This is a genomic window from Intrasporangium sp., from assembly GCF_040414665.1.
Lineage (GTDB): Bacteria > Actinomycetota > Actinomycetes > Actinomycetales > Dermatophilaceae > Intrasporangium.
Window position 1 is genome coordinate 16,969 of record NZ_JBEDUL010000111.1, and the last position, 23,877, is coordinate 40,845.

A 23,877-nucleotide genomic window follows, 5' to 3' on the forward strand; every position below is an offset into this window, starting at 1 on the left:
CCGGGCCGCAATCTGCCGCCCTGGGCGGCGCCGTTGCCGGGCACCGCCGTCTGCGAGCAACACCCATGCCGTATGCCGCTGGGCTCGCTCCCAGCGCAAGGTTGGCGATCACCCCCGGCGGAGTGTGGATCGGGACGACAATGTGCACATGGGGGGTCGGACCGTTCTGGTCGGGCGAGACTCCGAGCTGTCGGAGCTCGCCTCGGCGATCGAGTCCGCGGCCACGGGATCGCCGTCCGCGGTCCTCATCCACGGTGAGGCGGGAGTCGGCAAGACCCGGCTCGTCACGGAAGCGATGGCGCGGGGCGAGCTGCGTGGTGCCCGAGCGCTGTGGGGAAGGTGCCTCCGGTTCGGCACGGCCGAGTCCTCGTTCCAGCCGGTCGGTCAACTCCTGACGCAATGGTTCCGACAGGCAGGCGAGGGCGAGCGGAGCAAGGTCCTGCGTGACCTTCCCACGGCGAAGCTGGCCACGGTCGCGCCGATCATCGCCGAGCCAACCGAGGGCGACGAGGGGCGGCTCATCCCGCTTCTGGCCACGGTCCTGGAGCGAATCTGCGAGCAGGCCCCGACCGTCCTCGTCATCGATGACCTGCAGTGGGCCGACACGACCTCACTGGACCTGCTTGCCTACCTCGTGGCCGGGTTCGGACCGGGTCAGCACGTGGGCCTCTTCGCGACCTACCGCGACACGGAGCTGCACGAGGGTCACCGATTGCGTGGCTGGCTGGCCGACGTCCGCCGCCAGCCCGGTGTCGGCGAGGTGCAGGTGGAGCCTCTTGGCCTCCAGGAGACCGAGGAGCTGGTCGCCCACCTCTGCGGGGACGAGGATGCGGTGTCACGCGGAGGCGCGGTGTTCGAGCGGTCCCGGGGCAATCCCTATTTCACCGAGCTGCTCGCGCTCGCGCCGGGGCCGGACCTCACCGCCGATGGCGGGATCAGGGATGCGCTCCTGGCATCCTGGCACCGTCTCGACGCACCCGCACGTGAGGTGGCGCAGCTCTTGGCCGTCGGTGGGCGCCCGGTGGACCGGTCGGTTCTCGAGCAGTTGGTGGTGGCCCACCAAGGCTCGCGCGACGTGTTCCGCAGCTGCGTCCAGGAGCTCGTCTCCGGCGGGATCGGCTCGGTGAACGCCGCCGGGGAAGTGTGGTTCCACCACCCCCTCTTGAGCGAGGTGCTCCTGACCACTCTGTCGCCGGGTGAGCTGCGGGACATCCATGGCGAGTACGCCCGGATGTGGGTGGACGCCGATGATGCGCCGCCCGCGGCGCGGGCTGCGCATCTCGCGCTGCACCATGACGGGGCGCACCATCACAACGCGGCCTTTGAGTGGTCGCTTCGCGCGGCGGAAGCGGCGGCCGCGCTGTTCGCTTGGTCCGAGGAGTTCGAGCACCTGCAACGCGCGTGTCGGCTTTGGCCGCGGGTCAGTCCTGCTCGTCGCGGGATCGATGGCGACCGGTTCCGGCTCGTGGGGCGCGCCAGCGACAGCGCCGTCCGGGCTGGCCGGTTCCTGCTGGCGCTCGAGCTGCGGGAGGAGGCGCTGCGGCTCGTCGACCGGCTGACTCAACCGCTGGATGCCGCGCGTCTGCACATCCACCTGGCCACCCTCCAGGCCCTGGCGGACGATGACAGGTTCGCTTGGGTCGAGCCGGAGATGCTGACATTGACGGAGGCGGCGCCCGACAGTCCCGAGCGCGCCATCGCCCTCGCCAAGCTGGCGATCACCGAGATCAAGGGCGGCCGTTATCGTGCGGCGGCGGATCGAGCCGCCGAGTCCGTGCGGGTGGCCCGGAGCAGCGGGTCGGAGGAGGCCTTGGCCTGGGCCCTTGGTTATCGGTCCCAGCTGGAGTACGAAACGTCCGAAGGGCTGGAGGATGCCGAGGAGGCGGTGGTCCACGCCCGGGCCTCCGGTGATCGGCTCCTCCTGACCATCGCCACGGGCTGCCTGGTCAACTGTCTGGGGAGTCTGGGTCAGCGAAGCCGTGCTGCCGAGAGGTCGCTGGACATCGTTCGGGACCTCATGGCGACCGGGTCGATCTACGAGACGATCCCGGTACTGCCGGCAGTCGCCCAGTACCTGCTCGACATCGGTCGCTGGGCCGAGGCACGCGATCTGCTGCGGGAGGCGCTTGGCCACCGGATCCCCTCTTCCCGCGGAGCCGACCTGCGGCGAGTCGCCGCTGACCTTGCGGCTCGGGCCGGCGACCTCTCGGCGGCGAGCCAGCACCTGACCCGGGCGCGGGAACTGTCACCACAGCGCCGCCTCGTGTTCGACCCGTTCGTTTCGGCGGAGACGCGAGTCGCCCTTGCGATGGGTGACCAGGTGTATGCCCTCTCGCTCATGGCTGAGGCGATGCCCGCCTTGCGGTCGGTGGACGACGACGGCGCGGACGAGCTGCTCGTGTGGGCGGCGCGGGCCGCTGCAGACCTCGCCGCCAAACCGGGCGAGCAGGACACGGCTGTCGCGTGGCTCGACGAGCTCGTGGGACTTCGTGCGGACACACCGTTCGCAGCGAGAACGCCGGACGACCTGACCCACCCTGCGTGGGCCGCGATCTACGCAGCCGAGTCGGCCCGCTGCCGCGACGGAGGCGCCCGCCGACCGGAGCTGTGGGCGGACGCGATGGCTGCTTGCGCGGCGGCAGGACTCCCGTGGGAACAGGCCCTGTGCGCCTATCGGCTGGCCCAGTCCCTCTTGACCATGAAGGGAAGCCGCGCCCAGGCGGCCTCGGCGCTGCGCGACGCCGGCCGAATTGCAGCGCAGCTCGGCGCCGTCCCGGTCACGGCCGACGTGGAGGCGCTGGCCAAGCAGAGCCACATCTCGCTCCTGGAGCCCCTCACGGCTCATCCCGACGTCCAGGGCCCACCTGCCTTCGCGGGTCTGACTCAACGCGAGTCAGAAGTGCTGCGGCATCTCGTCGCGGGGCGAACTTACGCCGAGATCGCCCGAGCGCTGTTCATCAGCGAGAAGACGGTCAGCGTCCACGTCTCCAACCTGCTGCGCAAGACGGGCACCTCGAGCCGGATCGAGCTCGCCGAGCTGGCCCGCAGGCTTGGGCTCGAATAGGCCATCTCCGCATTCCGCGGGAGCGGGAGGGCACCCGCCGGGCTGGGTCGCGAGACCGCGCCCAGCGGCATACGGCTCACTGCGCCGGAGGCGCGATCTCCTGCTGGGACGGGAGCTGGTCCTGGCGGACGATCCCGACCGGGCAGGTCATCCCGTTGGGACCGTGGTTGCAGTAGCCGCCCGGGTTCTTGTGCAGGTAGCCCTGGTGGTAGTCCTCGGCGAGGTAGAACGGCCCGGCGTCCTCGGCGGACCGGATCTCCGTGGTGATCTCGCCGTAGCCATTGTCGTGCAGCACCTGCTGGAAGGCGTCCCTGGTGGTCTCCGCGGCCGTCCGCTGGCCCGGCGTCGTCCAGTAGATCGCCGACCGGTAGGCGGTGCCGATGTCGTTGCCCTGCCGATTCGCCGTCGTCGGGTCGTGGTTCTCCCAGAAGGCCTTGAGCAGCAGCTCGGGTGAGGTCTGCTCGGGGTCGTAGACCACCCGGACCGTCTCGGCGTGGCCAGTGAGGCCGGTGCACGTCTCCTCGTAGGTCGGGTTGGGCGTGTAGCCGCCCATGTAGCCGACGGAGGTGTTGATGACCCCGGGCTGCCGCCAGAAGATCCGCTCCACCCCCCAGAAGCACCCCATCGCCACGTACAGCACCTCAGACCCCGCGGGCCACGGCCCCTCGAGCGGGGTGCCGAGCACAACGTGGGTGGGGCTGACCGTGAAGGGCCGGTGGTCGCGGCCGGGCAGCGCCTCGTCGCGAGCGGGCATCGTGGTCCTCTTGCCGAATACGAACACCATCCCAGTGTCACCTCTGTGGTCGTGTCAGTGCACTTACGTCCATCTAACGTCGCACGACCGTGCCGTATGCCGCTGGGCCGGCGCCCAGCGTGTCCTCCGCCCCGGCGGCCGGGCGTCACGCCCAGCGGACGAGTGGCAGCCGACCGTCCCGGGCCTCGACGGCCCGGTCGATGAGCACCTGGACGGGTACGGTCTCGCGGTGGTCGCCGGCCACGTCGGTCACCTGGACGGCACGGTCCGCTGACTCGCGCTGCCCGATCACGGCGATGAGGTGATCCCGGCGGCGGCGCGCGTCTGCCACCCGTGCCCCCAGCGAGTCGTCACATCGCAGCTCGGTGCGGATCCCCTTGCCGTGCAAGGCGTCGACCAAGGCTCGCGCCACGGAGTCCTGGGCCTCGGACACCGGCAGCACCGCGACCTGGACCGGTGCCAACCAGAGCGGCAGCCGTCCCCGGTACCGCTCGAGCAACGCCGCGACGACGCGCTCCATGGAACCGACGGTCCCGCGGTGGAGCATGACTGGGCGGTGCCGTTCGCCGTCCGCGCCGTGGTAGGTGAGGTCGAAGCGCTCCGGCAGGTTGAAGTCCAGCTGCACGGTGGCGATGGTCTCCTCGTGGCCGCGGCCGTCACGGACCTGCAGGTCGAACTTGGGGCCGTAGAACGCGGCCTCGCCGGGCGCCTCGACGAGCCGCAGGCCCGCGTCATCGAGGACGGCCTGCCCAGCATCCCGCAGTGCGGCTTCGGCCTCGCGCCACTGCTCCCGACCTCCGAGCCACGCGTCGGAGTCGTCGCGCATCGACAACCGCACACAGTCGACGGGCAGCCCCAGGATGCGCTGCGCCTCGATGGCGGTCCTCAGACCGCGGGCCGCCTCCTCGCCCGCCTGGTCCGGTCGGCAGAAGACGTGGGTGTCATCGAGGTGGATCTGACGCACGCGGCTCAGCCCCGACACGACACCGGACCGCTCGGCGCGGAACATCGCGCCCAGCTCGTTGAGGCGCAGGGGCAGCTCGCGATGGGAGCGGCTGGCGGCCGCGTAGATGAGCGCGTGGTGTGGGCAGTTCGCCGGTCTGAGCACCAGCTCGTCGTCCGCCGCCTCGTCGCCGAGCCGCATCGCGGGGAACATGTCGTCGCTGAACTTGCCCAGGTGCCCGGACCGCTCGAAGAGGGCCCGTTTGCCGAGGACGGGTGAGTAGACGTCGACGCACCCGTCACGGTGGGCCAGGTCCTTGGCGAGGCGCTGCAGCTCCGCGCGGATGACGGCACCGTCGGGCAGCCAGAGGGGTAGCCCGGACCCCGCGAGCGGGTCGGTGGCGAACACGCCGAGGTCGCGGCCGAGGTCCCTGTGGTCGTTGTCGTCGTTCATGTCGGTCCCTTCAGGTCGGTGAGTCGACCGCGGAGACGACAACGCCCCGGAGTCGACTCCGGGGCGGGTGGTGACGAGCGGGTGCGGCAGCTCAGTCCAACAGTGCGCCGGAGGGATCCGGCGTCGTCGTCTGCACGTGGCGCTCCATACGGGTCAGGATACCGACGTGGACGCGTGCCGCTCACCGGTTTTCGACAATTCGCTCGCTGGGTGCCGGGCCGGGTCGACAGACTCGGCGTGTGGACGCTTCCTTCGAGATCCGGCCGATCGACCTGCTCGACGATGCGCAGACGCACGACGTCCAGCGTTGGGCGGCGGTGTACAACGCGATCCAGGACGAGCTCTTCGGCGACAAGGGCAGTGAGTGGACCGTCGAAGAGCTGCGGGGCCTGCAGCGACGGACGGACTCGACGCGGTTGGCCCTGGCGGCGTGGTCGGGCCGCGAGATGGTCGGCGCGCTTCGTGTGATGATGCCGCTTCGGGACAACCTACGGCTCGCAGTCTTCTGGCCGGCGGTGGTCGCGAGCGCCCGGGGGAGGGGCATCGGGTCCGCTCTGGTGACCGAGGCGGAGCGTCTTGGGATGGAGCACGGTCGGTCGACCTTCCTCACGGAGACCGAGTGGGCCGGCGACGGCACAGACCTCGCGGAGGACTTCGCACGGCGTCGTGGCTACGCCATCGCCCAGACGATGCTGCGCAGCGAGATGGCGCTCCCGGCCGATGGGGTGTTCCTGCAGGCGATCATCGACGCTCCAGGGGCAGCCGGCTACCTGATCGAGAGCTGCGTCGACGACCTTCCCGAGTCCTGGCTCGAGGACCGCGCGGTCCTGACCCAGCGGATGAGCACCGACGCGCCGACTGACGACCTCGACTGGGAGGAGGAGGCCTGGGACGCGGAGCGGGTCCGCGAGGCGCACGAGGCCATCCGGGCCAGTGGGCGCCGGGTCGTCGAGTCCGTCGCGCGCCATCAGGCGAGCGGCGCTCTCGTGGCCTTCACACGGGTCGAGGTGTCGCCCGAGAGCCTGGACCGGGCCTACCAGCAGGACACCCTCGTGCTGCGCGAGCATCGCGGTCACGGCCTCGGCGCCCGCGTCAAGGCGGCCAACGCGCTCGTGCTCACGGAGGCGCTGCCGACGGTGCAGGCGATCCGGACGTGGAACGCCGACTCCAACACGCACATGCTCGCGGTGAACCGGGCCCTCGGCTACGCGGTCGACGGCTACAGCCGTGAGTGGCAGAAGCAGCTCGCCACGGGTGGGGTCCAGCCGACGACCGGGTGACGACCTCCGCGAAGGTACTAGGACCATCGCCCAATGGCGGCTGCCCTCGGTCCGGGCGCAGGGTGAAGTCACGAGGCGGGACCCGCCGGTACCCGGGATTCTCCGGAACCTGCGTCTCACGCAGCGCCCTGTCAGAATCCGTTGTGAAAGGACCACTCCAATGCGTCGAACACTCCTCTTGGGCCTCGTGGCCGCGGCAGCCTTCATCCCCGCCGGCGTCGGGCTGGCTGGCAACGCGACCTTCTCGCAGTCCGTGCCGGCGCCGGTGCCGCCATCCGGACAGGTGATCACGCCGACGCACGACAGCGGGGACGACAGTCACGACCGGGGGGCAACCGGAACGCCGACGCCGGCAACCGGGACCCCCACGTCTGAGCCGGGCGATGACCACGGCGGCGACCGGGTCCGCACCAGTGAGCCCGGCGATGACCACGGCGGCAACCGAGGCGGCTCCGGTGGCCACGGCTCCGACGACGGACCCAGCCACGGCTGAGGCCACGGAGGCAGGCTGAATGGACAGCACGAAGCGCATGGGCAGCGACGACACAGTGCCGCTGCCCATCACGCTGCCCGTTCCCTTGGCGGCCGCCAGCGGGTCGACCGAAGGCACCGGGCCGAACCAGCTTCCTGACGACTCGGACGAGGGGGGCCCGCCTGAGCCGGCCTGGGTCACCGTTGCTGACGGCGCCGCTCCTCCGCTCCCTCCGCTGCCGGAACGCAACCGCATGCTCCTGCAGCTCGGCCTCGCTGCCCTTGCGGTCCTCACCGTCGTGCTGGCGGGCTCCGCCGTTGCCGCGAGCCGCCTCGCCGAACGTGAGGCCGTCAACGGCGCCGCGAAGATGACGGACCTGCTCGCAGTCTCCGTGGTCCAGCCAGCCCTCGTCGACGAGCTGGTCTCCGGTGACCCCGCGGCCTACGACGCAGTCGACAGCGTGATGCGGGAGAGGGTGCTGCCCAACAACATCGTGCGTGTCAAGCTGTGGACGCCCGACGGGAGGGTCGTCTACTCCGATGAACGCCGGCTGGTCGGCCAGCGCTTCCAGCTCGGTGACGAGCAGCTGGACACGCTCGCCCATCCGCGCACGCAGGCCGAGGTCTCCGACCTGCAGAGCTCGGAGAACACCTTGGAGCGGCCCAGCGGTCGCCTCGTCGAGGTCTATCGACCGGTGTGGACCCCGAGCGGTGCCGAGCTGCTCTTCGAGGTCTACGGCGACTACACGCCCGTCGCCCAGCGGGCCTCGGATCTGTGGCGCGGCTTCGCGGGTCTGCTGACGAGCGCGATCCTGCTCCTGCTCGTCCTCATGACCCCGGTGCTCTGGCAGCTGCTCAGCCGGCTACGGGCGGCGCAGCAGCAGCGCGAGGCCCTCCTGCAGCAGGCGGTGGACGCCTCAGACCAGGAGCGCCGCCGCATCGCCTCGGACCTCCACGACGGGCCGGTCCAGGACCTCGCAGGAAGTGCGCTGGCAGTCGCCGGCGCCGCCGAGCTGGCCCGGGCCTCGGGACGCTCCGCGGTCGCAGACACGGTGGACGACGCGGCCCGAATGGTCCGCTCGAGCATCGCGAGCCTCCGGTCCCTCCTTGTCGACATCTACCCGCCGCGCCTGGCCGACGCTGGCCTGGCGGCCGCGCTCGCCGACCTCGCGCGCCCCCTCGCGGCCCGTGGGATCGCCGTCGACGTGGCCGTTGACGCCGGGGCAGCCGATCGACTTGACCCGGGGGGTCAGCGGCTCGCACACCGCATCGCCACCGAGTGCCTCCGCAATGTCGTCCGCCACTCGCGGGCCCACCGGGCGGGCCTGTCGCTGCGCGGCACAGCCGACGCGGCACACCCCGTCGTGCTCACCGTGACCGATGACGGCGTCGGCTTCGACCCACGTCACCCCGCGTGGCGCGAGGGCCACTTCGGCATCCGATCGCTGATCGACCTCGCCACCGAGGCCGGAGCGATCCTCGAGGTCGCCTCGACACCGGGCGGGGGCACGTCATGGCGCGCCCGGCTGCCTGCTGGGAGCGCATCATGACGGCGGTGGCCATTGTCGATGACCACCGGCTGGTCCGGGCGGGCCTGCGCACGCTCCTCGAGTCAACGGCCGACCTCTCAGTCGTCGGTGAGGCAGCGAACGGGGCGGAGGCGGTCGACCTGGTCCGGTCGACGGAGCCGGACGTCGTCCTCATGGACCTGTCCATGCCCGAGGTCGACGGCATCGAGGCCACCCGACGGATCATGGATCTCGGCCTCCCCGTGGCCGTCATCGTCCTGACGTCCTTCGCCGAGAGTCCCCGGGTGACCGCCGCCCTCGAGGCCGGCGCCGTGGGGTATCTCCTCAAGGACAGCGAGCCCCGTGACGTCGTCTCGGCCGTCCGGTCGGCCGCGGCAGGGCATGCCCCCATCGACCCACGAGTCGCGAGGGCGCTGCTACCGCGTCGTGCCGGTTCTCCTCTTGCGGACCCGACGGCGGTTCTCAGTTCCCGGGAGCGGCAGGTCCTCGAGCACGTGGCAAAGGGGATGGCGAACAAGCAGATCGCCAGGGCCCTCGGGATCAGTGAGCGCACCGTGAAGGTGCACCTCGGCAACGTCTTCCGGGCACTCGGCGTCGGGGACCGGACGAGCGCCGCACTCTGGGCGCACGACCACGGCATAGGCTCGGGCGCATGACTGACGAGCACGGCTTCTCCACCCGAGCCATCCACGCCGGCCAGGAGGCCGACGCCTCCACGGGCGCGGTCGTCCCACCGATCTACCAGGTCTCGACGTTCAAGCAGGACGGGATCGGTGGCTTCCGGGGCGGTTACGAGTACAGCCGATCGGCCAACCCGACCCGGACGGCGCTCGAGGAGTGCATCGCGGCGCTCGAGGGCGGTGGCAGGGGGTTCGCGTTCGCATCCGGTCTCGCCGGCCAGGACTGCGTCCTCCGCTCCCTCCTCGTGCCAGGCGACCACGTCGTCGTGCCGAGTGACGCCTACGGTGGCACGTATCGCTACATCAACAGGGTCGCGCGCCCCGGAGGCATCGAGCACTCGATCGCGCGGATCAGCGACGTCGACGCGGTCCGCGCCGCCATCCAGCCCGGGCGCACCAAGATCGTCTGGGTCGAGACACCGACCAACCCCCTCCTCGGCGTGGCCGACATCGAGGCCGTCGCCGAGGCGGCCCACGACGCTGGGGCCGTCCTCGTGGTCGACAACACGTTCGCCACCGCGTACCTGCAGAACCCCATCGCCCTGGGTGCCGACATCGTCACGCACTCGACGACGAAGTACTCCGGCGGCCACAGCGACGTCGTCGGGGGCGCCGTCGTCACGGCTCGCGAGATCACCGTCGCCGGCATGGAAGACGCCGAGGAGCGAATCGCATTCCACCAGAACTCGATTGGTGCCGTGGCCGGGCCATTCGACTCCTGGTTGACGCTCCGGGGCCTGAAGACGCTCGCTGTCCGGATGGAACGACACTGCGACAACGCGGAGAAGGTCGTCGAGTTCCTCACCGGCCACGACGGGGTGTCCCAGGTCTTCTACCCGGGCCTCGAGTCGCACCACAACCACGACGTGGCAGCCCGGCAGATGAAGCGCTTCGGGGGAATGGTCTCGTTCCGGATGCGCAAGGGCGAGGATGCCGCGGTCAAGGCGTGCGCGGCCGTCCAGCTGTGGACCCTGGGCGAGTCGCTCGGCGGAGTCGAGTCGCTCATCGAGCACCCCGCCCGGATGACCCACGCCTCGGTCGCGGGCACGGAGCTCGAGGTCCCCGGCGACCTCATCCGCCTGTCCGTCGGCATCGAGGACGTCGACGACCTCATCGCCGACCTGCGCGAGGCCCTCGACATCCACGGCTGATCCGGCGGCGACGGCTTCCATGACGATCCTCACGGTCGACTTCGGCTCGACCTTCACCAAGGCTGCGCTCATCGCCGACGACGGCACGGTCATCGGCACCGACTCGACGCCGACGACAGGGACGCAGGGACGGGGCAGTGGAGACATCCTCGACGGCCTCCGGGTGCTGCGCGACCGCCTCGACGTGCCCCGCGACGCGGACCTCCACGCCTGCTCCAGCGCGGGTGGAGGCCTGCGCCTCGCCGTCGTCGGCTACGAGCGCACGGTCACCGCCGAGGCAGGTCACCGGGTCGGCCTGTCCGCGGGAGCGAAGGTGGTCCACGTCGCCGACGGGGCGTTGACGACGAAGGGGGTGAGCGGCATACGGCGGGCTCGTCCCGACATCATCCTGCTCGCGGGCGGCACGGATGGCGGCAACGCGGACGTCCTGCTGCACAACGCGGCGCGGCTGGCCAAGGGCGCCATCGGGGGGCACGGCCGTCACGCCGTGCCGATCGTCGTGGCCGGCAACATCGAGGCTCGGTCCGAGGCGACGACGCTGCTCGAGGCGACAAGGCGGCCCGTGATCCACGCCGACAACGTGCTGCCGCAGATCGGTGTCATCGCGCCGGATTCCGCCCGCGCGGCGATCCGCGAGGCGTTCCTCCGGCACGTCATCGGCGGGAAGAACCTGTCGCGGGAGGCAGCGTTCGGGCAGATGGTCGAGGCTCCGACGCCCGACGCCGTGCTACGGGGCGTCGAGGTCGTCGCGGACGCGCGCGGCGACGGAGACGTCATGGTCGTCGACATCGGTGGTGCCACGACCGACGTCTACTCGGTCATCACCCCCGAGGGAGAGGACGCGAGTCTGCGCAAGGACGTGGTGGCGCCGCTGTGGCACGCGCGCACCGTGGAGGGCGATCTCGGCATGCGGTGGAACGCCGAGCACGTCGTCGAGGCGGCTGCGTCCGAAGGCCTGCTCGGGTCCGTGAGTGATCCGGAGGCACTCCGGTCGTATGCCGCTCACGTCCACGAGCGCCCGCGCTCACTCCCAGCCGACGACGTCGAGCGCCGCCTCGACCTCGAGCTGGCGCGGCTGGCGGCCGTGGTTGCCGTGCGGCGGCATGCCAGACCCGGGCAACCGACCGAGTCGCCCCGCCCGCTCGCGAACGTGGCGACCCTCATCGGTTCCGGTGGCGTGCTGCGGCACACGGACGAGGCCGGCCGGGCGCATGTGCTCGGGGCCGTGCTGGCCGACCATGCCGGGGGCTGGAAGGTGCCGCGCTCGGCGACGACCGCGGTCGACCTCACGTATCTGCTCTATGCCGTCGGCCTGCTGGACGCCCACGATCCGGCCCTGGCCCGCGCGGTCGCGAGCCAGCTCGCCTGACCCGCCGCCAGACGGGGGCCGCGGTCCCGCTCTGGCGGGGATGGGGGGCTGGGGCTCGCCAAATGCGGACCGCGGTCCTCGTCTGGCGGGCGTGGGAGGGCTGGGAGTGCAGTGGCGCTGGGAGCGAGCTCAGCGGCATACGCAAAAGTGCAGTCCCCGCCCTGCGGGAACTGCACTCTCGACGACGACTCAGCTGGTGTAGGGCTTGGCCTTGAGGATCTTGACCTCGATGGTCTTGCCGTTCGGGGCCTCATAGCTCGTCATGTCGCCGACCGCCTTGCCGTTGACGGCGGCGCCCATCGGGGACTTCTCGGAGAAGACCTGGAGGTCGCCGTCCGCGATCTCGCGGTTGCCTAGGACGAAGGTCTCCTTGTCGCCGAAGATCTCGACCGTGACGATCATGCCCGGCTCGACGACACCGTCATCGGGCGGGGTCTCGCCCACCACCGCGTTGTGCAGCAGCTCCTGGAGCTGGCGGATACGGGCCTCCATCTTGCCCTGTTCCTCGCGGGCGGCGTGGTAGCCGCCGTTCTCCTTGAGGTCGCCCTCCTCGCGGGCCTCCTCGATCTTGCGGGCGATGTTCAGGCGACCTTCCCCCGTCAGCTGGTCCAACTCAGCCTTGAGGCGGTCATAGGCCTCCTTCGTGAGGAAGCCAGCGGCAGTCTCGGTCACGGTCATAACTCCTCGATGTACCAGCGCCCACGCGGTGCTCGCGTGGGCGCCTGTTCGTTCGACTCACCAAGAAAGGGGGCCGGACCGATCTGCACCAGTATGCAAGGTGAGTGGTCGCGACCCGTGGTGAAAGACCTAGGATAGCAAAATCCGCGTCGCCCGCGCAGTCACGGCGCCACGACGCAGGTCTTGACGTCCCCCGTGACCGCTCGGCTCGTCGTGCGCAGGACGGTCGACGTCCGGGTCGAGTCCGCGCCGGCCAGCTCCACTGGGACATCGGTCGAGCCCACGACCGCGAAGTCCCCGGCCAAGGCCTGCACGGTGCAGACGAGGTCCTTCCCGCCGGGGCTGTACACCTCGAAGTCGACGCGCACACTGTCGTTGTCGACGACCTTGTAGCCCGTCACCTGCCACGTGGGCAGCCCGAGGGTCGCAGACAGCCCGAACCAGACGGCGAGCGCGACTCCGAGGGCGATCCCGATGCTGCCGATGACCCACCACTTGAGGGTTCCGGGGGCGGTGCGGGGGAGCGGCATGTGAGGTCCTGGCCTGATGAGAGGATGGCGCGGTGACTCCGGACCCGTCGGTCGACGGGTGGGCCGGTGGACCGTCCACGAGACGGTCAGAACGATACGACGAGCCAGATCCATGACGAACAGGGAGCCAGGGAACACGGTGTTCGAGGGCCTGCGACTGATGGCGGTGCACGCGCACCCCGATGACGAGTCGAGCAAGGGCGCCGCCACGACGGCGAAGTACGTCGCCGCGGGCGCCTCCGTCATGGTCGTGTCATGCACCGGGGGGGAGCGCGGCGACATCCTCAACGAGAAGCTGAAGAACGACCCGCAGATCCTGCGCGACATCGCACAGGTGCGCCGCGACGAGATGAAGGCGGCGCAGGAGGTGCTCGGCTGCGAGCACACGTGGCTCGGTTTCGTCGACTCCGGACTGCCCGAAGGGGACCCGCTCCCACCGCTGCCCGACGGCTGCTTCGCGCTCGAGGACCTCGACGTGACGACGGAGGCGCTCGTCCGCGTGATCCGCGAGTGGCGGCCGCACGTCATGACGACGTACGACGAGAAGGGCGGCTATCCCCACCCGGACCACGTCATGACGCACACGGTGGCCATGTCCGCCTTCGAGGCGGCCGGGGACCCGGACCGGTACCCGCATGCCGGCGAGCCGTGGCAGCCGCTCAAGATCTACTACAACGGCGGCTGGACGAAGGAGCGCCTCACCACGATCCACGAGGCGCTGTTGGCCGAGGGCCTGGAGAGCCCCTACGCCGAGTGGCTGGCCAACTGGCAGCCGCGCCGCGCAAGTGGGGTCACGACGCGGGTCCAGTGCGGCGACTACTTCGAGACCCGGGACCGCGCGCTGCTCGCCCATGCGACGCAGGTGGACCCGGACGGCTTCTGGTTCCACGTGCCCCGCGAGCTGCAGCAGCGCGTCTGGCCCGTGGAGGAGTTCGAGCTCGCCATCTCCTACGTGCCCGTCGAGCTGCCGGAGGACGAGCTCTTCGACGGGCTCGGCTCGGCCGCGGACGCCGATGCCCTGGCCAAGCGCGGGCAGCTGGCGCTCGCCTACGACGGGCGGCTCAGTCCCGATGACGAGGAGCGGTTCGACCCGGCAGAGCGCGTCGAACACCCCAATGAGCAGGCGGAAGAAGGCGAGGACTGATGGGAGACGGCGGCACGCTGCCGATCGGACCGGGCGTGTGGGGCTTCCTGGCCCTGTTCGTCCTGGCGATCGCGCTGTGGCTTCTCGTGCGCAACATGAACTCCCGGCTGCGCCGCATGGCCTACCGGGAGCACGAGCGCCTCGAGGCTGAGCGCGCGTCCGATGCTGCGAAGCCGGAGCCGAGCGGCGACACCACCGACACCACCGACGGAACGGGCGACGGACCGCGGTCAACCGAGACGGGTTGACCGCCGCTGCCACCCGCACTCCAGCCGCAACCCACCGAGCAGCGGTCAGGGCCGGACGGTTGTATCCGCGGTGGTTTGACCGCTGCTCGGTGTGTTGCCGGTTGGGAGGGTCAGGCGATCGAGGGGGCGGCGACGATGGCCAGGGTCACCGCGGTGAAGTGGGCCGTGAACCCGCCAAGCGTGAAGGCGTGGAACACCTCGTGAAAGCCGAACCAGCGCGGTGACGGGTTCGGACGCTTGGTGCCGTAGATGATGCCGCCGGCGGTGTAGAGCAGCCCGCCCAGGGCGATGAGCGAGCCCACCAGCGGACCGCCGGACCTCCAGAACGGCACGACGTAGAACACCGCCGCCCACCCCAGGGCGATGTAGAGCGCGGTGTAGAGCCAGCGCGGGGCGCTCGTCCACGCGATCCGGAAGACAACGCCGGCGACGGCCGCGCCCCAGATGACCGTCAGCAGCAGTCGGGCCTCATCGCGTGGCAGCAGCGTCACCGCGAACGGCGTGTACGTGCCGGCAATGATGAGGTAGATGTTCGAGTGGTCGAAGCGCTTGAGCAGAGCCGCCATACGCGGCCCCCAGGACCCGCGGTGGTAGACGGCAGAGACGCCGAAGAGGAGCGTGGCGCTCACGGTGAACACGGCGCAGGCCGTCCGGACGGCGCCCGGATCCGAGACGAGGACGAGGACGATACCGCCGACCAGAGCCACGGGGAACATGCCCAGGTGCAGCCAGCCGCGCAGCCGTGGCTTGACGGCGGCGACGAGGTCGGCCATGGCTCCTGCAGGTCGGTTCGGGTGCTCGTCCATGTGCCCCAGTGTACCTACGCCACCGTAGGTTACGCGCGCGTAGGGCCTTGGCGAGGCCCGGCGGGGACCCGACCAGTGGCGCCGGGTGGGCGGAGTAACGTGGGGGGCGGCCCACGCTCGGGGCTCGATCGCGACGGACGAGGCGAGGGGGAGACCCAGTGGGTTGGCGGGATCTGGTCTACGGCGCCTATGAGCGCCGGATGCTCAAGGACCTGCCCCGTGACTCCCTGCCGCGACACGTCGCCGTCATGCTCGACGGGAACCGGCGGTGGGCGAAGGCGCGCGGCGCCGGCACCACGCACGGCCACCAGGCGGGGGCGGACAAGATCGAGGACCTGCTCGAGTGGTGCGAGGAGGCGGGGGTCGAGTTCGTCACCCTGTGGCTGCTCTCGACGGACAACCTGCGGCGCGGGGAGGATGAGCTCGGCCCGCTGCTCAAGATCATCGAGAACGCTGTGGCGGACCTCGCCGCAACCGGCCGCTGGCGGCTGCGCCTGGCCGGTGCCGCGGACCTGCTCCCCGAGGAGACCGCGAAGAGCCTGCAGCGCTCTGCGGCCCTGACCGAGGGCGTATCCGGGATGACGGTCAACATCGCCGTTGCCTATGGGGGGCGGCGCGAGATCGCCGATGCCGTGCGGGACCTGCTGCTCGAGCACGCCGCCAAGGGCCAGACGATCGAGGAGATCGCGGCGGGCCTCTCAGCTGCCGACATCGCCGAGCACCTCTACACCAAGGGACAGCCCGATCCGGACCTCGTCATCCGCACGTCCGGTGAGCAGCGGTTGGGCGGCTTCCTCCTGTGGCAGAGCGCGACCTCCGAGTTCTACTTCTGTGAGGCCTACTGGCCCGACTTCCGGCACGTCGACTTCCTCCGGGCCCTGCGCTCATATGCGGGTCGGCACCGTAGGCACGGCACCTGACCCTCCGGCACGGTGCCTCCGGTCAACGGGTCGGTGAACTCTGCGCGACACGACGCCCCGTTGGCGTGCGAACCCCGCCACCGCGACGTACCGTCAAGGCAGCGGAGACACCAGTCCCCGTCACCAGGAGGCCCGCGCATGAGGCAGACGCTTCGGACGGAGGGCCGGGTGCGGCCCTGCCGGTGCAGGGCCACCCGGAACCTCGCGAGCGAGTAGGCGCCACGAGCGCCGGCAAGGAGTGGACATGGCCTCGAGGACCCAGGCGGAACACCAGGTCTCCAACGACACCACGACCTCGTCCGACGCAGTGCCGAGCCGCCGACGCTCCCCTCGCAAGCGCACGCCGGAACGCAAGACGTACGTCCTCGACACGTCCGTCCTCCTGTCGGACCCCAAGGCGATGCTCCGTTTCGCCGAGCACGAGGTGGTCCTCCCGGTCGTCGTCGTCACCGAGCTGGAGGGCAAGCGCCACCACCCGGAGCTCGGCTTCTTCGCGCGGCAGGCACTGCGGCTGCTCGACGACCTACGGATCAGCGAGGGACGCCTCGACAAGCCGGTCCCGGTCGGCGATGACGGGGGCTCCCTCCGGGTCGAGCTCAACCACACCGACCCCATCGCACTGCCGGCCGGATTCCGGCTCGCCGACAACGACACGCGGATCCTCGCGGTGGCCAAGAACCTGGCCAACGACGGCTGTGACGTGACGGTCGTCAGCAAGGACCTGCCGATGCGGGTCAAAGCCTCGGCCTGCGGGCTCGAGGCCGAGGAGTACCGGCACGAGCAGGGCGTCGACTCCGGCTGGACCGGCATGGACGAGCTCGAGATCACCGCCGACGAGCTCGACCAGCTCTACGACCGCGGCCGCATCGAGCACACCGACGCCGCCGACCTGCCGTGCCACACGGGCCTCGTCCTGCTCTCACCGCGCGGCAGCGGCCTCGGGCGCGTCGGCGCCGACAAGCAGATCCGGCTCGTGAGGGGGGACCGGGATGCGTTCGGGCTGCACGGCCGCAGCGCGGAGCAGCGGATCGCGCTTGACCTGCTCCTCGACCCGGATGTGGGCATCATCTCGCTCGGCGGTCGAGCCGGGACCGGCAAGTCGGCGCTGGCGCTGTGCGCCGGGCTGGAGTCCGTCATGGAGCGCCGCGTCCAGCGCAGGGTGCTCGTCTTCCGGCCGCTCTTTGCCGTCGGAGGGCAGGAGCTGGGCTACCTGCCCGGCACCGAGCAGGAGAAGATGAACCCGTGGGGCCAGGCGGTCTTCGACACGCTGAGCGCCCTGGTGTCGCCGGAGGTCGTCGACGAGGTGGTGGACCGAGGGCTGCTCGAGGTGCTGCCGCTGACCCACATCCGCGGCCGCAGCCTCCATGACGCCTTCGTCATCGTCGACGAGGCACAGTCCCTTGAGCGGAACGTCCTGCTCACGGTTCTCTCGCGGATCGGCCAGAACTCCAAGGTCGTGCTCACGCATGACGTGGCCCAGCGCGACAACCTGCGCGTGGGTCGACACGACGGCGTCGCCGCGGTGATCGAGAAGCTCAAGGGACATCCGCTCTTCGCCCACGTCACGTTGACGCGCAGCGAGCGCAGTCCGATCGCCGCGCTCGTCACCGATCTGCTGGAGGGCCCGGAGGCGTGATCGGGCCGGTCCGGGGTGGCAAATGTGATCTCGCTCACGCACCTGTTCACATTTGCCACCCCTCGATGCTTTACGTCTGGTCTCGGACGGGTAACCTTCGGCACAGCCCCTCCACCAAGTCCGGCTCCGTGCACTGGGGGAGACCCGCTTGCGGGTCCCACGGAGACCTGACTGCAACGACACGTCGATCAGGAAGGTCGAGCCTCTCCCCATGGCCCGGTACGTAGGTCGCCATCGCGCCCAGCCATCGACATCGGCCCCACCCGTCCCGCCGGCACCCTCGCCGTCTCGCCCACCGTCACACCGTCCGCCGCCACGCCACGAGGCTGCGGTTGACCGTGTGGACGCGGGGGCAACGAGGCGCGCCGCGGGGCGCGTGGATCGGCACCCCATTCCTCGGACGGGTCGGCACGCAACCTCTGAGAGCGGGCGCCACGAGGCCCCTGACACCGGTCGCCACGGCGCGCCGCCACCCACCGCGGCCGCGCTCTATGACCAGGTGTCCCTGCGTGCTCGGGGCGTCGAGCGGGCTCGCCTGGCCGGTGACTCCGAGAGGCCCATGCTCACCCGTCGCGCGCTGAAGGAGCGGTCCAACCCCCCGCGGCGGGCCGGCCGTCCCGTCCTGGTGGGCACCTTGGCACTCGGCCTCGGCGCCACGGCCGTCGGGTTCGCCACGGCCGACCTGGGACAGGCCGAGGCGGCCTTCGTCGTCGGCGACAGCGTCGTGTCGCAGACCGCCGAGCTGTCTCGGACGACGACCGTTGACATGACCTATCGGGCTGCAGCCTCGGTCTCCCGCAACGAGCGGCGCACGGCCATCGTCGCCACTGGCCTCCGCTCGGCCGCCGCGCTCGAGAAGAAGCAGAAGGAAGAGGCAGCCAAGCGCGCCGAGGCCAAGCGCCTCGCGGATGAGAAGGCGGAACGGGAGCGGATCCGGGACCAGGTCATCGCCAACGCGAAGCAGAACCCGCAGGCCGCCGCCCGAATCCTCATGGCCGACCGGGGCTGGACCAGCGACGCCCAGTTCAACTGCCTCGTCAACCTCTGGAACGGCGAGAGCGACTGGCGATGGTTTGCGGAGAACCCGAGCTCCGGCGCCTACGGCATCCCGCAGTCCCTGCCGGCGAGCAAGATGGCAACCTTCGGCTCCGACTACCGCACCAACCCGGTCACCCAGATCAAGTGGGGTCTCTGGTACATCGAGCAGGCCTACGGGTCGCCGTGCAACGCGTACTCCACCTGGCTCGCCCGCTCTCCGCACTGGTACTGACCGGAGATGTCCGCGCCGACAGCCTGCCAGGCGTCGGAGCCATGCGGGCAACCCGGGGGTACACGGGGGCGCAGGCCGGCCACGGCCGTGAGCTCCCGTGGGTTCAGATCTTCCTCAGGCGGACGCGCCTGACCTCGTGGTTCTCGCCCTTGGACAGCACCAGCGTGGCCCGGGAGCGGGTGGGCAGGATGTTCTGCACGAGGTTGGGTCCGTTGATCTCGCGCCAGATCCCGTTCGCCGTGGCGACGGCCTCGGCGTCGGAGAGCGCCGCGTAGCGGTGGAAGTAGGAGTGCGGGTCGGAGAAGGCCGTCTCGCGCAGCCGCAGGAACCGCCGGACGTACCACTTGCGGATGTCGTCGACCCACGCGTCGACATAGACGGAGAAGTCGAAGAAGTCACTCACCGCCAGCCCGGTGCCGCGGACCGGGTGCACCTCGGGAGCCTGCAACACGTTGAGTCCCTCGACGATGAGCACATCAGGCTGTCGCACCACGATCCGCTCGCCCGGGACGATGTCGTAGGTCAGGTGCGAGTAGACGGGCGCCGTGACCTCGGCCGTGCCGGACTTGACCTCGGCGACGAAACGCAGGAGCGCCCGGCGGTCGTACGACTCCGGGAAGCCCTTGCGCTGGAGCAGCCCACGCGCCTCCAGCTCGGCGTTGGGGAAGAGGAACCCGTCGGTCGTGACGAGCTCGACTCGTGGCGTGTCCGGCCAGCGGGCCAGCATCTCGCGCAGGATACGGGCGGTCGTCGACTTGCCGACGGCGACCGAGCCGGCGACCCCGATGACGAACGGGGTCTTGGCGGGGCGCTCGCCGAGGAAGGTCGTCGTCACGTCGTGCAGCTCCCGCGTCGCGCCGACGTAGAAGTTGAGCAGCCGCGAGAGGGGCAGGTAGACCTCCTCCACCTCGTTGAGGTCGACGCGGTCACCGAGGCCCCGCAGGCGGACCAGGTCGTTCTCGTCGAGGACGAGCGGATAGTTCTCGCGGAGCCGGGACCACGCCGCGCGGTCGAGCTCGACGTACGGCGAGGGCAGCGTCGTCGGGGCACGCCCGTTCGGGCTGTCGTCCTCGATGACGTCTGCTTCCGTCAGGTCGTCTCGACGGGATGGCTGCGACACCCTGCCATTCTTGCCGACGACGGCCGCCAGCGTGGACTTGGCCCGGCTGGTGGTCCCTTAGGCTGTTCGGCATGTGTGGAATCGTTGGCTACGTCGGCAAGACGCAAGACGGCACGGCGCTCGACGTCGTCATGGAAGGGCTGGCTCGCCTCGAGTACCGCGGCTACGACTCCGCCGGGGTCGCCCTCATCGACGGCGATCACGTCGAGACCCGCAAGAAGTCGGGCAAGCTCGCCAACCTTCGGGACGAGATCGAGGCGGACCCGCTGCCGCTGTCGACGACCGGCATCGGCCACACGCGCTGGGCGACCCATGGTGGCCCGACGGACAGCAACGCCCACCCGCACCGCGGCGGGGCGGACGGCAAGCTCGCCCTCATCCACAACGGGATCATCGAGAACTTCCACGCCCTGAAGAACGGGCTGATCGCGGATGGCGTCACCTTCACGAGCGAGACGGACACCGAGGTCGTCGCCCACCTGCTCGCCCGCGCCTACGAGGAGAGGCGTGACCTGACCGAGGCCATGCGCACGGTCGTGGCGGACCTCGAGGGCGCCTTCACCCTGCTCGCCATCCACGCCGACCAGCCCGGTGTGGTCGTGGGCGCCCGGCGCAACAGCCCCCTCGTCGTGGGCCTCGGCGACGATGTCAACTACCTCGGCTCGGACGTCGCGGCCTTCATCGGCCACACCCGTCACGCGCTCGAGCTCGCGCAGGACCAGATCGTCACGATCACGTCCGACGGGGCGACGGTGATCGGCTTCGACGGCTCGAGCGCCCAGGGCAAGGCCTACGAGGTGACGTGGGACGCCGCCGCGGCCGAGAAGGGCGGCTATGCGACCTTCATGGAGAAGGAGATCAACGAACAGCCCCACGCCGTCCGGGACACGCTGCTCGGACGGACCGACCCGGACGGTCGGCTCGTCCTGGACGAGCTGCGCATCTCGGAGGAGCAGCTCAGGGCCATCGACCGGATCACCATCGTCGCCTGCGGCACCGCGGCCTACGCGGGCATGACGGCGAAGTACGCCATAGAGCACTGGACGCGGATCCCGGTCGAGGTGGCGCTCGCTCACGAGTTCCGCTACTGCGACCCGATCGTCGACGAGCGGACCCTGGTCGTGTCGATCAGCCAGTCCGGCGAGACGATGGACACGCTCATGGCGGTCAAGCACGCGCGTGACCTTGGTGCCCTGACGATCTCGATCTGTAACACGCACGGCTCGACGATCCCGCGGGAGTCCGACGCGGTGCTCTACACCCATGCCGGGCCTGAGATCGCCGTGGCGTCGACGAAGGCCTTCCTCGCCCAGATCACCGCCTCCTACATCCTCGGGCTCTACCTGGCCCAGCTCCGCGGCGGTGCCTACGCCGACGACGCGCAGGCGATCATGAAGGAGCTCGCGGACGTCCCCGGCAAGATCGAGAAGGTCCTCGGCCAGATGGGCCGGGTCAAGGAGATCGCCGGGTTCATGGCGGACACCCGCGCCGTCCTCTTCCTCGGGAGGCACGTCGGCTACCCGGTCGCGATGGAAGGAGCGCTCAAGCTCAAGGAGCTCGCGTACATCCACGCGGAGGGCTTCGCGGCCGGCGAGCTCAAGCACGGGCCGATTGCGCTCATCGAGCCGGGGCAGCCGGTGTTCGTCATCGTGCCGTCGCCGACGAGCGAGCACGGCCTGCACGGCAAGGTCGTGTCCAACATCCAGGAGATCCGAGCCCGTGGTGCCCGCACCCTCGTCATCGCCGAGGAGGGCGACGAGGCCGTGGTCCCGTTCGCCGACGAGGTGATTCGCGTGCCTGCCACGTCGTCGCTGCTCGCTCCGCTGCTCACCGTCGTGCCGCTGCAGGTCTTTGCCCTCTGGTTGTCGACGGCCAAGGGCCTCGACGTCGACCAGCCGCGCAACCTCGCCAAGTCCGTGACAGTGGAGTGACGGCGCGGTCATGGCGCTCGATGGCGCGGGGCTGACGTGATCGTCGGGGTGGGCATCGACGTCGTCGACATCGCGCGGTTCGCGGAGACCCTCGCACGCACCCCCGCCCTGCGGGAGCGGCTCTTCACGACGGACGAGCGCGGGCTGGGGATCGCGTCCCTCGCAGCGCGGTTCGCGGCGAAGGAGGCACTGGCCAAGTCGCTCGGCGCCCCCGCCGGGTTGCAGTGGACGGACGCCTGCGTCGTCACCAACGATGACGGCAGGCCGTACCTCGAGATCGGCGGCTCGGTCCAGGCGCGGGCCAACGACCTCGGCGTCGACCGGTTCCACGTGTCCCTGTCCCACGACGCGGGCGTCGCGTCGGCTGTCGTCATCGCGGAGGGCTGATGATCCGGGCGCTTGCCGTCGCCGAGGTGCGCGCCGCCGAGGCGGCGGCCATGGCCGGACTCCCCGAGGGAGAACTGATGAGCCGGGCGGCCGAAGGGCTCGCCCGGATCGCCGCAGCCAGGCTCGAGGAGCGGGACGGGAGCACCGTCGTCGCGCTCGTCGGCGCGGGTGACAACGGGGGAGACACCCTGTATGCCGCTGGGCTCCTTTCCGATACCGGGTTTGCCTGCGCTGTGGTGCTGTTGCCCGAGTCCGGGCGATCGGGAGTCCACAGTGCAGGGCTCCGGGCTGCCGAGCTTGCCGGAGCCACCGTGCTGGTCGCTGGGGAGGATCCCGACCTTGCGGCCCGGGTCGTTGCCGAGGCAGACCTCGTCCTCGACGGCATCGTCGGGATCGGCGGGAAGCCGGGCCTCCGTCCGGGCGCGGCTGCTCTCGTCGACGCGATCGCGGACGACGCCTGGGTCATCGCCGTCGACGTGGCGAGCGGTCTCGATCCCGACGGCATCGAGTCGGACGACGACGCCGTGTGGGCGGACGAGACGGTGACCTTCGGTGTCCCCAAACCGGCCGCCCTGCTTCCGGCCGGGGAGTCGGCGACCGGACGGCTCACCGTCGTCGACATCGGGCTGGCGACCGACCACGTCGCTGCGACGGTGGAGCGGCTGACGTACGACGACGTGGCCGAGCTCTGGCCCGTGCCGGGCCCCGCCGACGACAAGTACTCCCGTGGCGTGGTCGGCGTCGTCGCCGGGGGCGAGACATTCAGCGGAGCGGCGGTCCTCGCCGTCACGGCCGCGGTCGAGTCCGGTGCCGGGATGGTCCGCTACGTCGGCACACCGACTCCGACGGGTCTCGTGCGAGGCAGCGTTCCGGAAGCCGTCATCGGCGAGGGCCGGGTCCAGGCGTGGGTCGTCGGCCCTGGCCTCGACCCCGAGTCGACGGGTGAGGGAGCGAAGGCCCAGCTCCGGGTGGCGCGCGACGCCCTCGCCGGCGACCTGCCGATCGTCGTCGACGCGGGCGGCCTCGACCTCGTGACGGGCAAGCGGACGGCCCCGACCCTGCTCACGCCACATGCCGGAGAGCTGGCCCGCCTCGTGACCCGGCTTTCAGGGTCAACCACGCGGGAGGACGTGGAGCGGGAGCCCGTTCGGCACGCCCGGCTCGCGGCGCAGCTCACCGGGGCGACGGTCCTCCTCAAGGGCTCGACCACGCTCGTCGTTGGGCCCGATGGGCACGGGCCGGTGCGCTCCCAGGCCGACGCCCCGGCGTGGTTGGCCACGGCCGGCGCCGGCGACGTGCTCGCCGGGGTGGCCGGCACGCTGCTCGCAGCCGGTCTGGACCCGCTCGACGCGGGCTCGCTCGCAGCACTCGTCCATGGGGTGGCGGCCGACCGCGCGTCCGGGGGAGGCCCGCTGCGAGCCCTCGCTGTCGCCGAGGCGCTCCGCCCGACGATCCGCGACCTCCTCCGCAGGAGCTGATCCCCGGTCCACCCGATCGAGTGGACTGCTGCTGC

Annotated in this window: 21 protein-coding genes; 15 read left to right on the forward strand and 6 right to left on the reverse strand. The window is 70.7% G+C overall.

Going from position 1 to position 23,877, the window contains the following annotated elements:
- Nucleotides 1-148: 148 nt before the first annotated feature.
- A complete protein-coding gene (locus ABF401_RS12010; RefSeq protein ID WP_353509800.1) occupies nucleotides 149-3,064 on the forward strand; it encodes a helix-turn-helix transcriptional regulator in 2,916 nt (971 codons plus the stop codon).
- A gap of 76 nt (nucleotides 3,065-3,140) precedes the next feature.
- Here the strand turns inward: ABF401_RS12010 and msrA are convergent, their stop codons facing one another.
- Both msrA and thrS read right to left on the reverse strand, forming a co-directional pair.
- A complete protein-coding gene (gene msrA, locus ABF401_RS12015; protein WP_353509801.1) occupies nucleotides 3,141-3,848 on the reverse strand; it encodes a peptide-methionine (S)-S-oxide reductase MsrA in 708 nt (235 codons plus the stop codon).
- A gap of 115 nt (nucleotides 3,849-3,963) precedes the next feature.
- Nucleotides 3,964-5,214: a threonine--tRNA ligase gene (gene thrS / locus ABF401_RS12020; protein WP_353509802.1), complete on the reverse strand. Its 1,251-nt coding sequence runs from the start codon at nucleotides 5,212-5,214 to the stop codon at nucleotides 3,964-3,966.
- A gap of 239 nt (nucleotides 5,215-5,453) precedes the next feature.
- On the opposite strand from thrS, the gene ABF401_RS12025 reads away from it, so the two are divergent.
- The 6 genes from ABF401_RS12025 to ABF401_RS12050 all read left to right on the forward strand — a co-directional run bounded on the left by ABF401_RS12025 (nucleotide 5,454) and on the right by ABF401_RS12050 (nucleotide 11,694).
- Complete coding sequence (locus tag ABF401_RS12025; protein ID WP_353509803.1) at nucleotides 5,454-6,494, forward strand: GNAT family N-acetyltransferase; 1,041 nt, start codon at nucleotides 5,454-5,456, stop codon at nucleotides 6,492-6,494.
- A gap of 160 nt (nucleotides 6,495-6,654) precedes the next feature.
- Nucleotides 6,655-6,987, forward strand: coding sequence for a hypothetical protein (locus ABF401_RS12030; RefSeq protein ID WP_353509804.1), 333 nt, complete (start codon nucleotides 6,655-6,657; stop codon nucleotides 6,985-6,987).
- Nucleotides 6,988-7,006: 19 nt separating this feature from the next.
- Nucleotides 7,007-8,515: a sensor histidine kinase gene (locus tag ABF401_RS12035; RefSeq protein ID WP_353509805.1), complete on the forward strand. Its 1,509-nt coding sequence runs from the start codon at nucleotides 7,007-7,009 to the stop codon at nucleotides 8,513-8,515.
- Nucleotides 8,512-9,150, forward strand: coding sequence for a response regulator (locus ABF401_RS12040; protein ID WP_353509806.1), 639 nt, complete (start codon nucleotides 8,512-8,514; stop codon nucleotides 9,148-9,150). The genes ABF401_RS12035 and ABF401_RS12040 overlap by 4 nt, the downstream gene beginning before the upstream one ends.
- Complete coding sequence (locus ABF401_RS12045; protein WP_353509807.1) at nucleotides 9,147-10,325, forward strand: cystathionine gamma-synthase; 1,179 nt, start codon at nucleotides 9,147-9,149, stop codon at nucleotides 10,323-10,325. The genes ABF401_RS12040 and ABF401_RS12045 overlap by 4 nt, the downstream gene beginning before the upstream one ends.
- A 19-nt stretch (nucleotides 10,326-10,344) precedes the next feature.
- Nucleotides 10,345-11,694 (forward strand): glutamate mutase L, encoded by a 1,350-nt coding sequence (locus tag ABF401_RS12050; RefSeq protein WP_353509808.1) that lies wholly within the window; start codon nucleotides 10,345-10,347, stop codon nucleotides 11,692-11,694.
- 189 nt (nucleotides 11,695-11,883) lie between these two features.
- On the opposite strand, the gene greA is transcribed toward ABF401_RS12050, so the two are convergent.
- Nucleotides 11,884-12,372, reverse strand: a complete 489-nt coding sequence (gene greA / locus ABF401_RS12055; RefSeq protein ID WP_353509809.1) for a transcription elongation factor GreA — start codon at nucleotides 12,370-12,372, stop codon at nucleotides 11,884-11,886.
- A 161-nt stretch (nucleotides 12,373-12,533) separates the two neighbouring features.
- Nucleotides 12,534-12,902: a DUF4307 domain-containing protein gene (locus ABF401_RS12060; protein ID WP_353509810.1), complete on the reverse strand. Its 369-nt coding sequence runs from the start codon at nucleotides 12,900-12,902 to the stop codon at nucleotides 12,534-12,536.
- A 112-nt stretch (nucleotides 12,903-13,014) separates the two neighbouring features.
- Here ABF401_RS12060 and mca point away from each other — a divergent pair, with 112 nt between their 5' ends.
- Both mca and ABF401_RS12070 read left to right on the forward strand, forming a co-directional pair.
- Nucleotides 13,015-14,046, forward strand: coding sequence for a mycothiol conjugate amidase Mca (gene mca / locus ABF401_RS12065; RefSeq protein WP_353509811.1), 1,032 nt, complete (start codon nucleotides 13,015-13,017; stop codon nucleotides 14,044-14,046).
- Nucleotides 14,046-14,294, forward strand: coding sequence for a hypothetical protein (locus tag ABF401_RS12070; protein WP_353509812.1), 249 nt, complete (start codon nucleotides 14,046-14,048; stop codon nucleotides 14,292-14,294). The genes mca and ABF401_RS12070 overlap by 1 nt, the downstream gene beginning before the upstream one ends.
- A gap of 110 nt (nucleotides 14,295-14,404) precedes the next feature.
- Here the strand turns inward: ABF401_RS12070 and trhA are convergent, their stop codons facing one another.
- Nucleotides 14,405-15,100, reverse strand: coding sequence for a PAQR family membrane homeostasis protein TrhA (trhA, locus tag ABF401_RS12075; RefSeq protein WP_353509813.1), 696 nt, complete (start codon nucleotides 15,098-15,100; stop codon nucleotides 14,405-14,407).
- A 158-nt stretch (nucleotides 15,101-15,258) separates the two neighbouring features.
- Here trhA and ABF401_RS12080 point away from each other — a divergent pair, with 158 nt between their 5' ends.
- The 3 genes from ABF401_RS12080 to ABF401_RS12090 all read left to right on the forward strand — a co-directional run bounded on the left by ABF401_RS12080 (nucleotide 15,259) and on the right by ABF401_RS12090 (nucleotide 18,926).
- Nucleotides 15,259-16,020 carry an isoprenyl transferase gene (locus tag ABF401_RS12080; protein WP_353509814.1) on the forward strand — a complete coding sequence of 254 codons (762 nt, stop codon included), beginning with the start codon at nucleotides 15,259-15,261 and terminating at the stop codon, nucleotides 16,018-16,020.
- A gap of 400 nt (nucleotides 16,021-16,420) precedes the next feature.
- On the forward strand, nucleotides 16,421-17,656 hold the full coding sequence (gene phoH2, locus ABF401_RS12085; RefSeq protein WP_502908231.1) for an RNA 5'-3' helicase PhoH2: 1,236 nt from the start codon (nucleotides 16,421-16,423) through the stop codon (nucleotides 17,654-17,656).
- 499 nt (nucleotides 17,657-18,155) lie between these two features.
- Nucleotides 18,156-18,926, forward strand: coding sequence for a cell envelope integrity TolA family protein (locus tag ABF401_RS12090; protein ID WP_353509816.1), 771 nt, complete (start codon nucleotides 18,156-18,158; stop codon nucleotides 18,924-18,926).
- Nucleotides 18,927-19,029: 103 nt separating this feature from the next.
- Here ABF401_RS12090 and coaA read toward each other — a convergent pair whose 3' ends face one another.
- A complete protein-coding gene (gene coaA / locus ABF401_RS12095; protein WP_502908232.1) occupies nucleotides 19,030-20,001 on the reverse strand; it encodes a type I pantothenate kinase in 972 nt (323 codons plus the stop codon).
- A gap of 116 nt (nucleotides 20,002-20,117) precedes the next feature.
- On the opposite strand from coaA, the gene glmS reads away from it, so the two are divergent.
- Genes glmS through ABF401_RS12110 form a run of 3 tightly spaced genes read left to right on the forward strand, consistent with a single transcriptional unit; the run spans nucleotide 20,118 to nucleotide 23,842 of the window.
- Nucleotides 20,118-21,977, forward strand: a complete 1,860-nt coding sequence (gene glmS, locus ABF401_RS12100) for a glutamine--fructose-6-phosphate transaminase (isomerizing) (RefSeq protein ID WP_353509817.1) — start codon at nucleotides 20,118-20,120, stop codon at nucleotides 21,975-21,977.
- Nucleotides 21,978-22,013: 36 nt separating this feature from the next.
- The gene (locus ABF401_RS12105; RefSeq protein ID WP_353509818.1) at nucleotides 22,014-22,364 is read left to right on the forward strand and encodes a holo-ACP synthase; all 351 of its coding nucleotides are present in this window, start codon (nucleotides 22,014-22,016) and stop codon (nucleotides 22,362-22,364) included.
- Nucleotides 22,364-23,842, forward strand: a complete 1,479-nt coding sequence (locus ABF401_RS12110; RefSeq protein ID WP_353509819.1) for a bifunctional ADP-dependent NAD(P)H-hydrate dehydratase/NAD(P)H-hydrate epimerase — start codon at nucleotides 22,364-22,366, stop codon at nucleotides 23,840-23,842. Before ABF401_RS12105 ends, ABF401_RS12110 begins: the two co-directional genes overlap by 1 nt.
- Nucleotides 23,843-23,877: the final 35 nt, after the last annotated feature.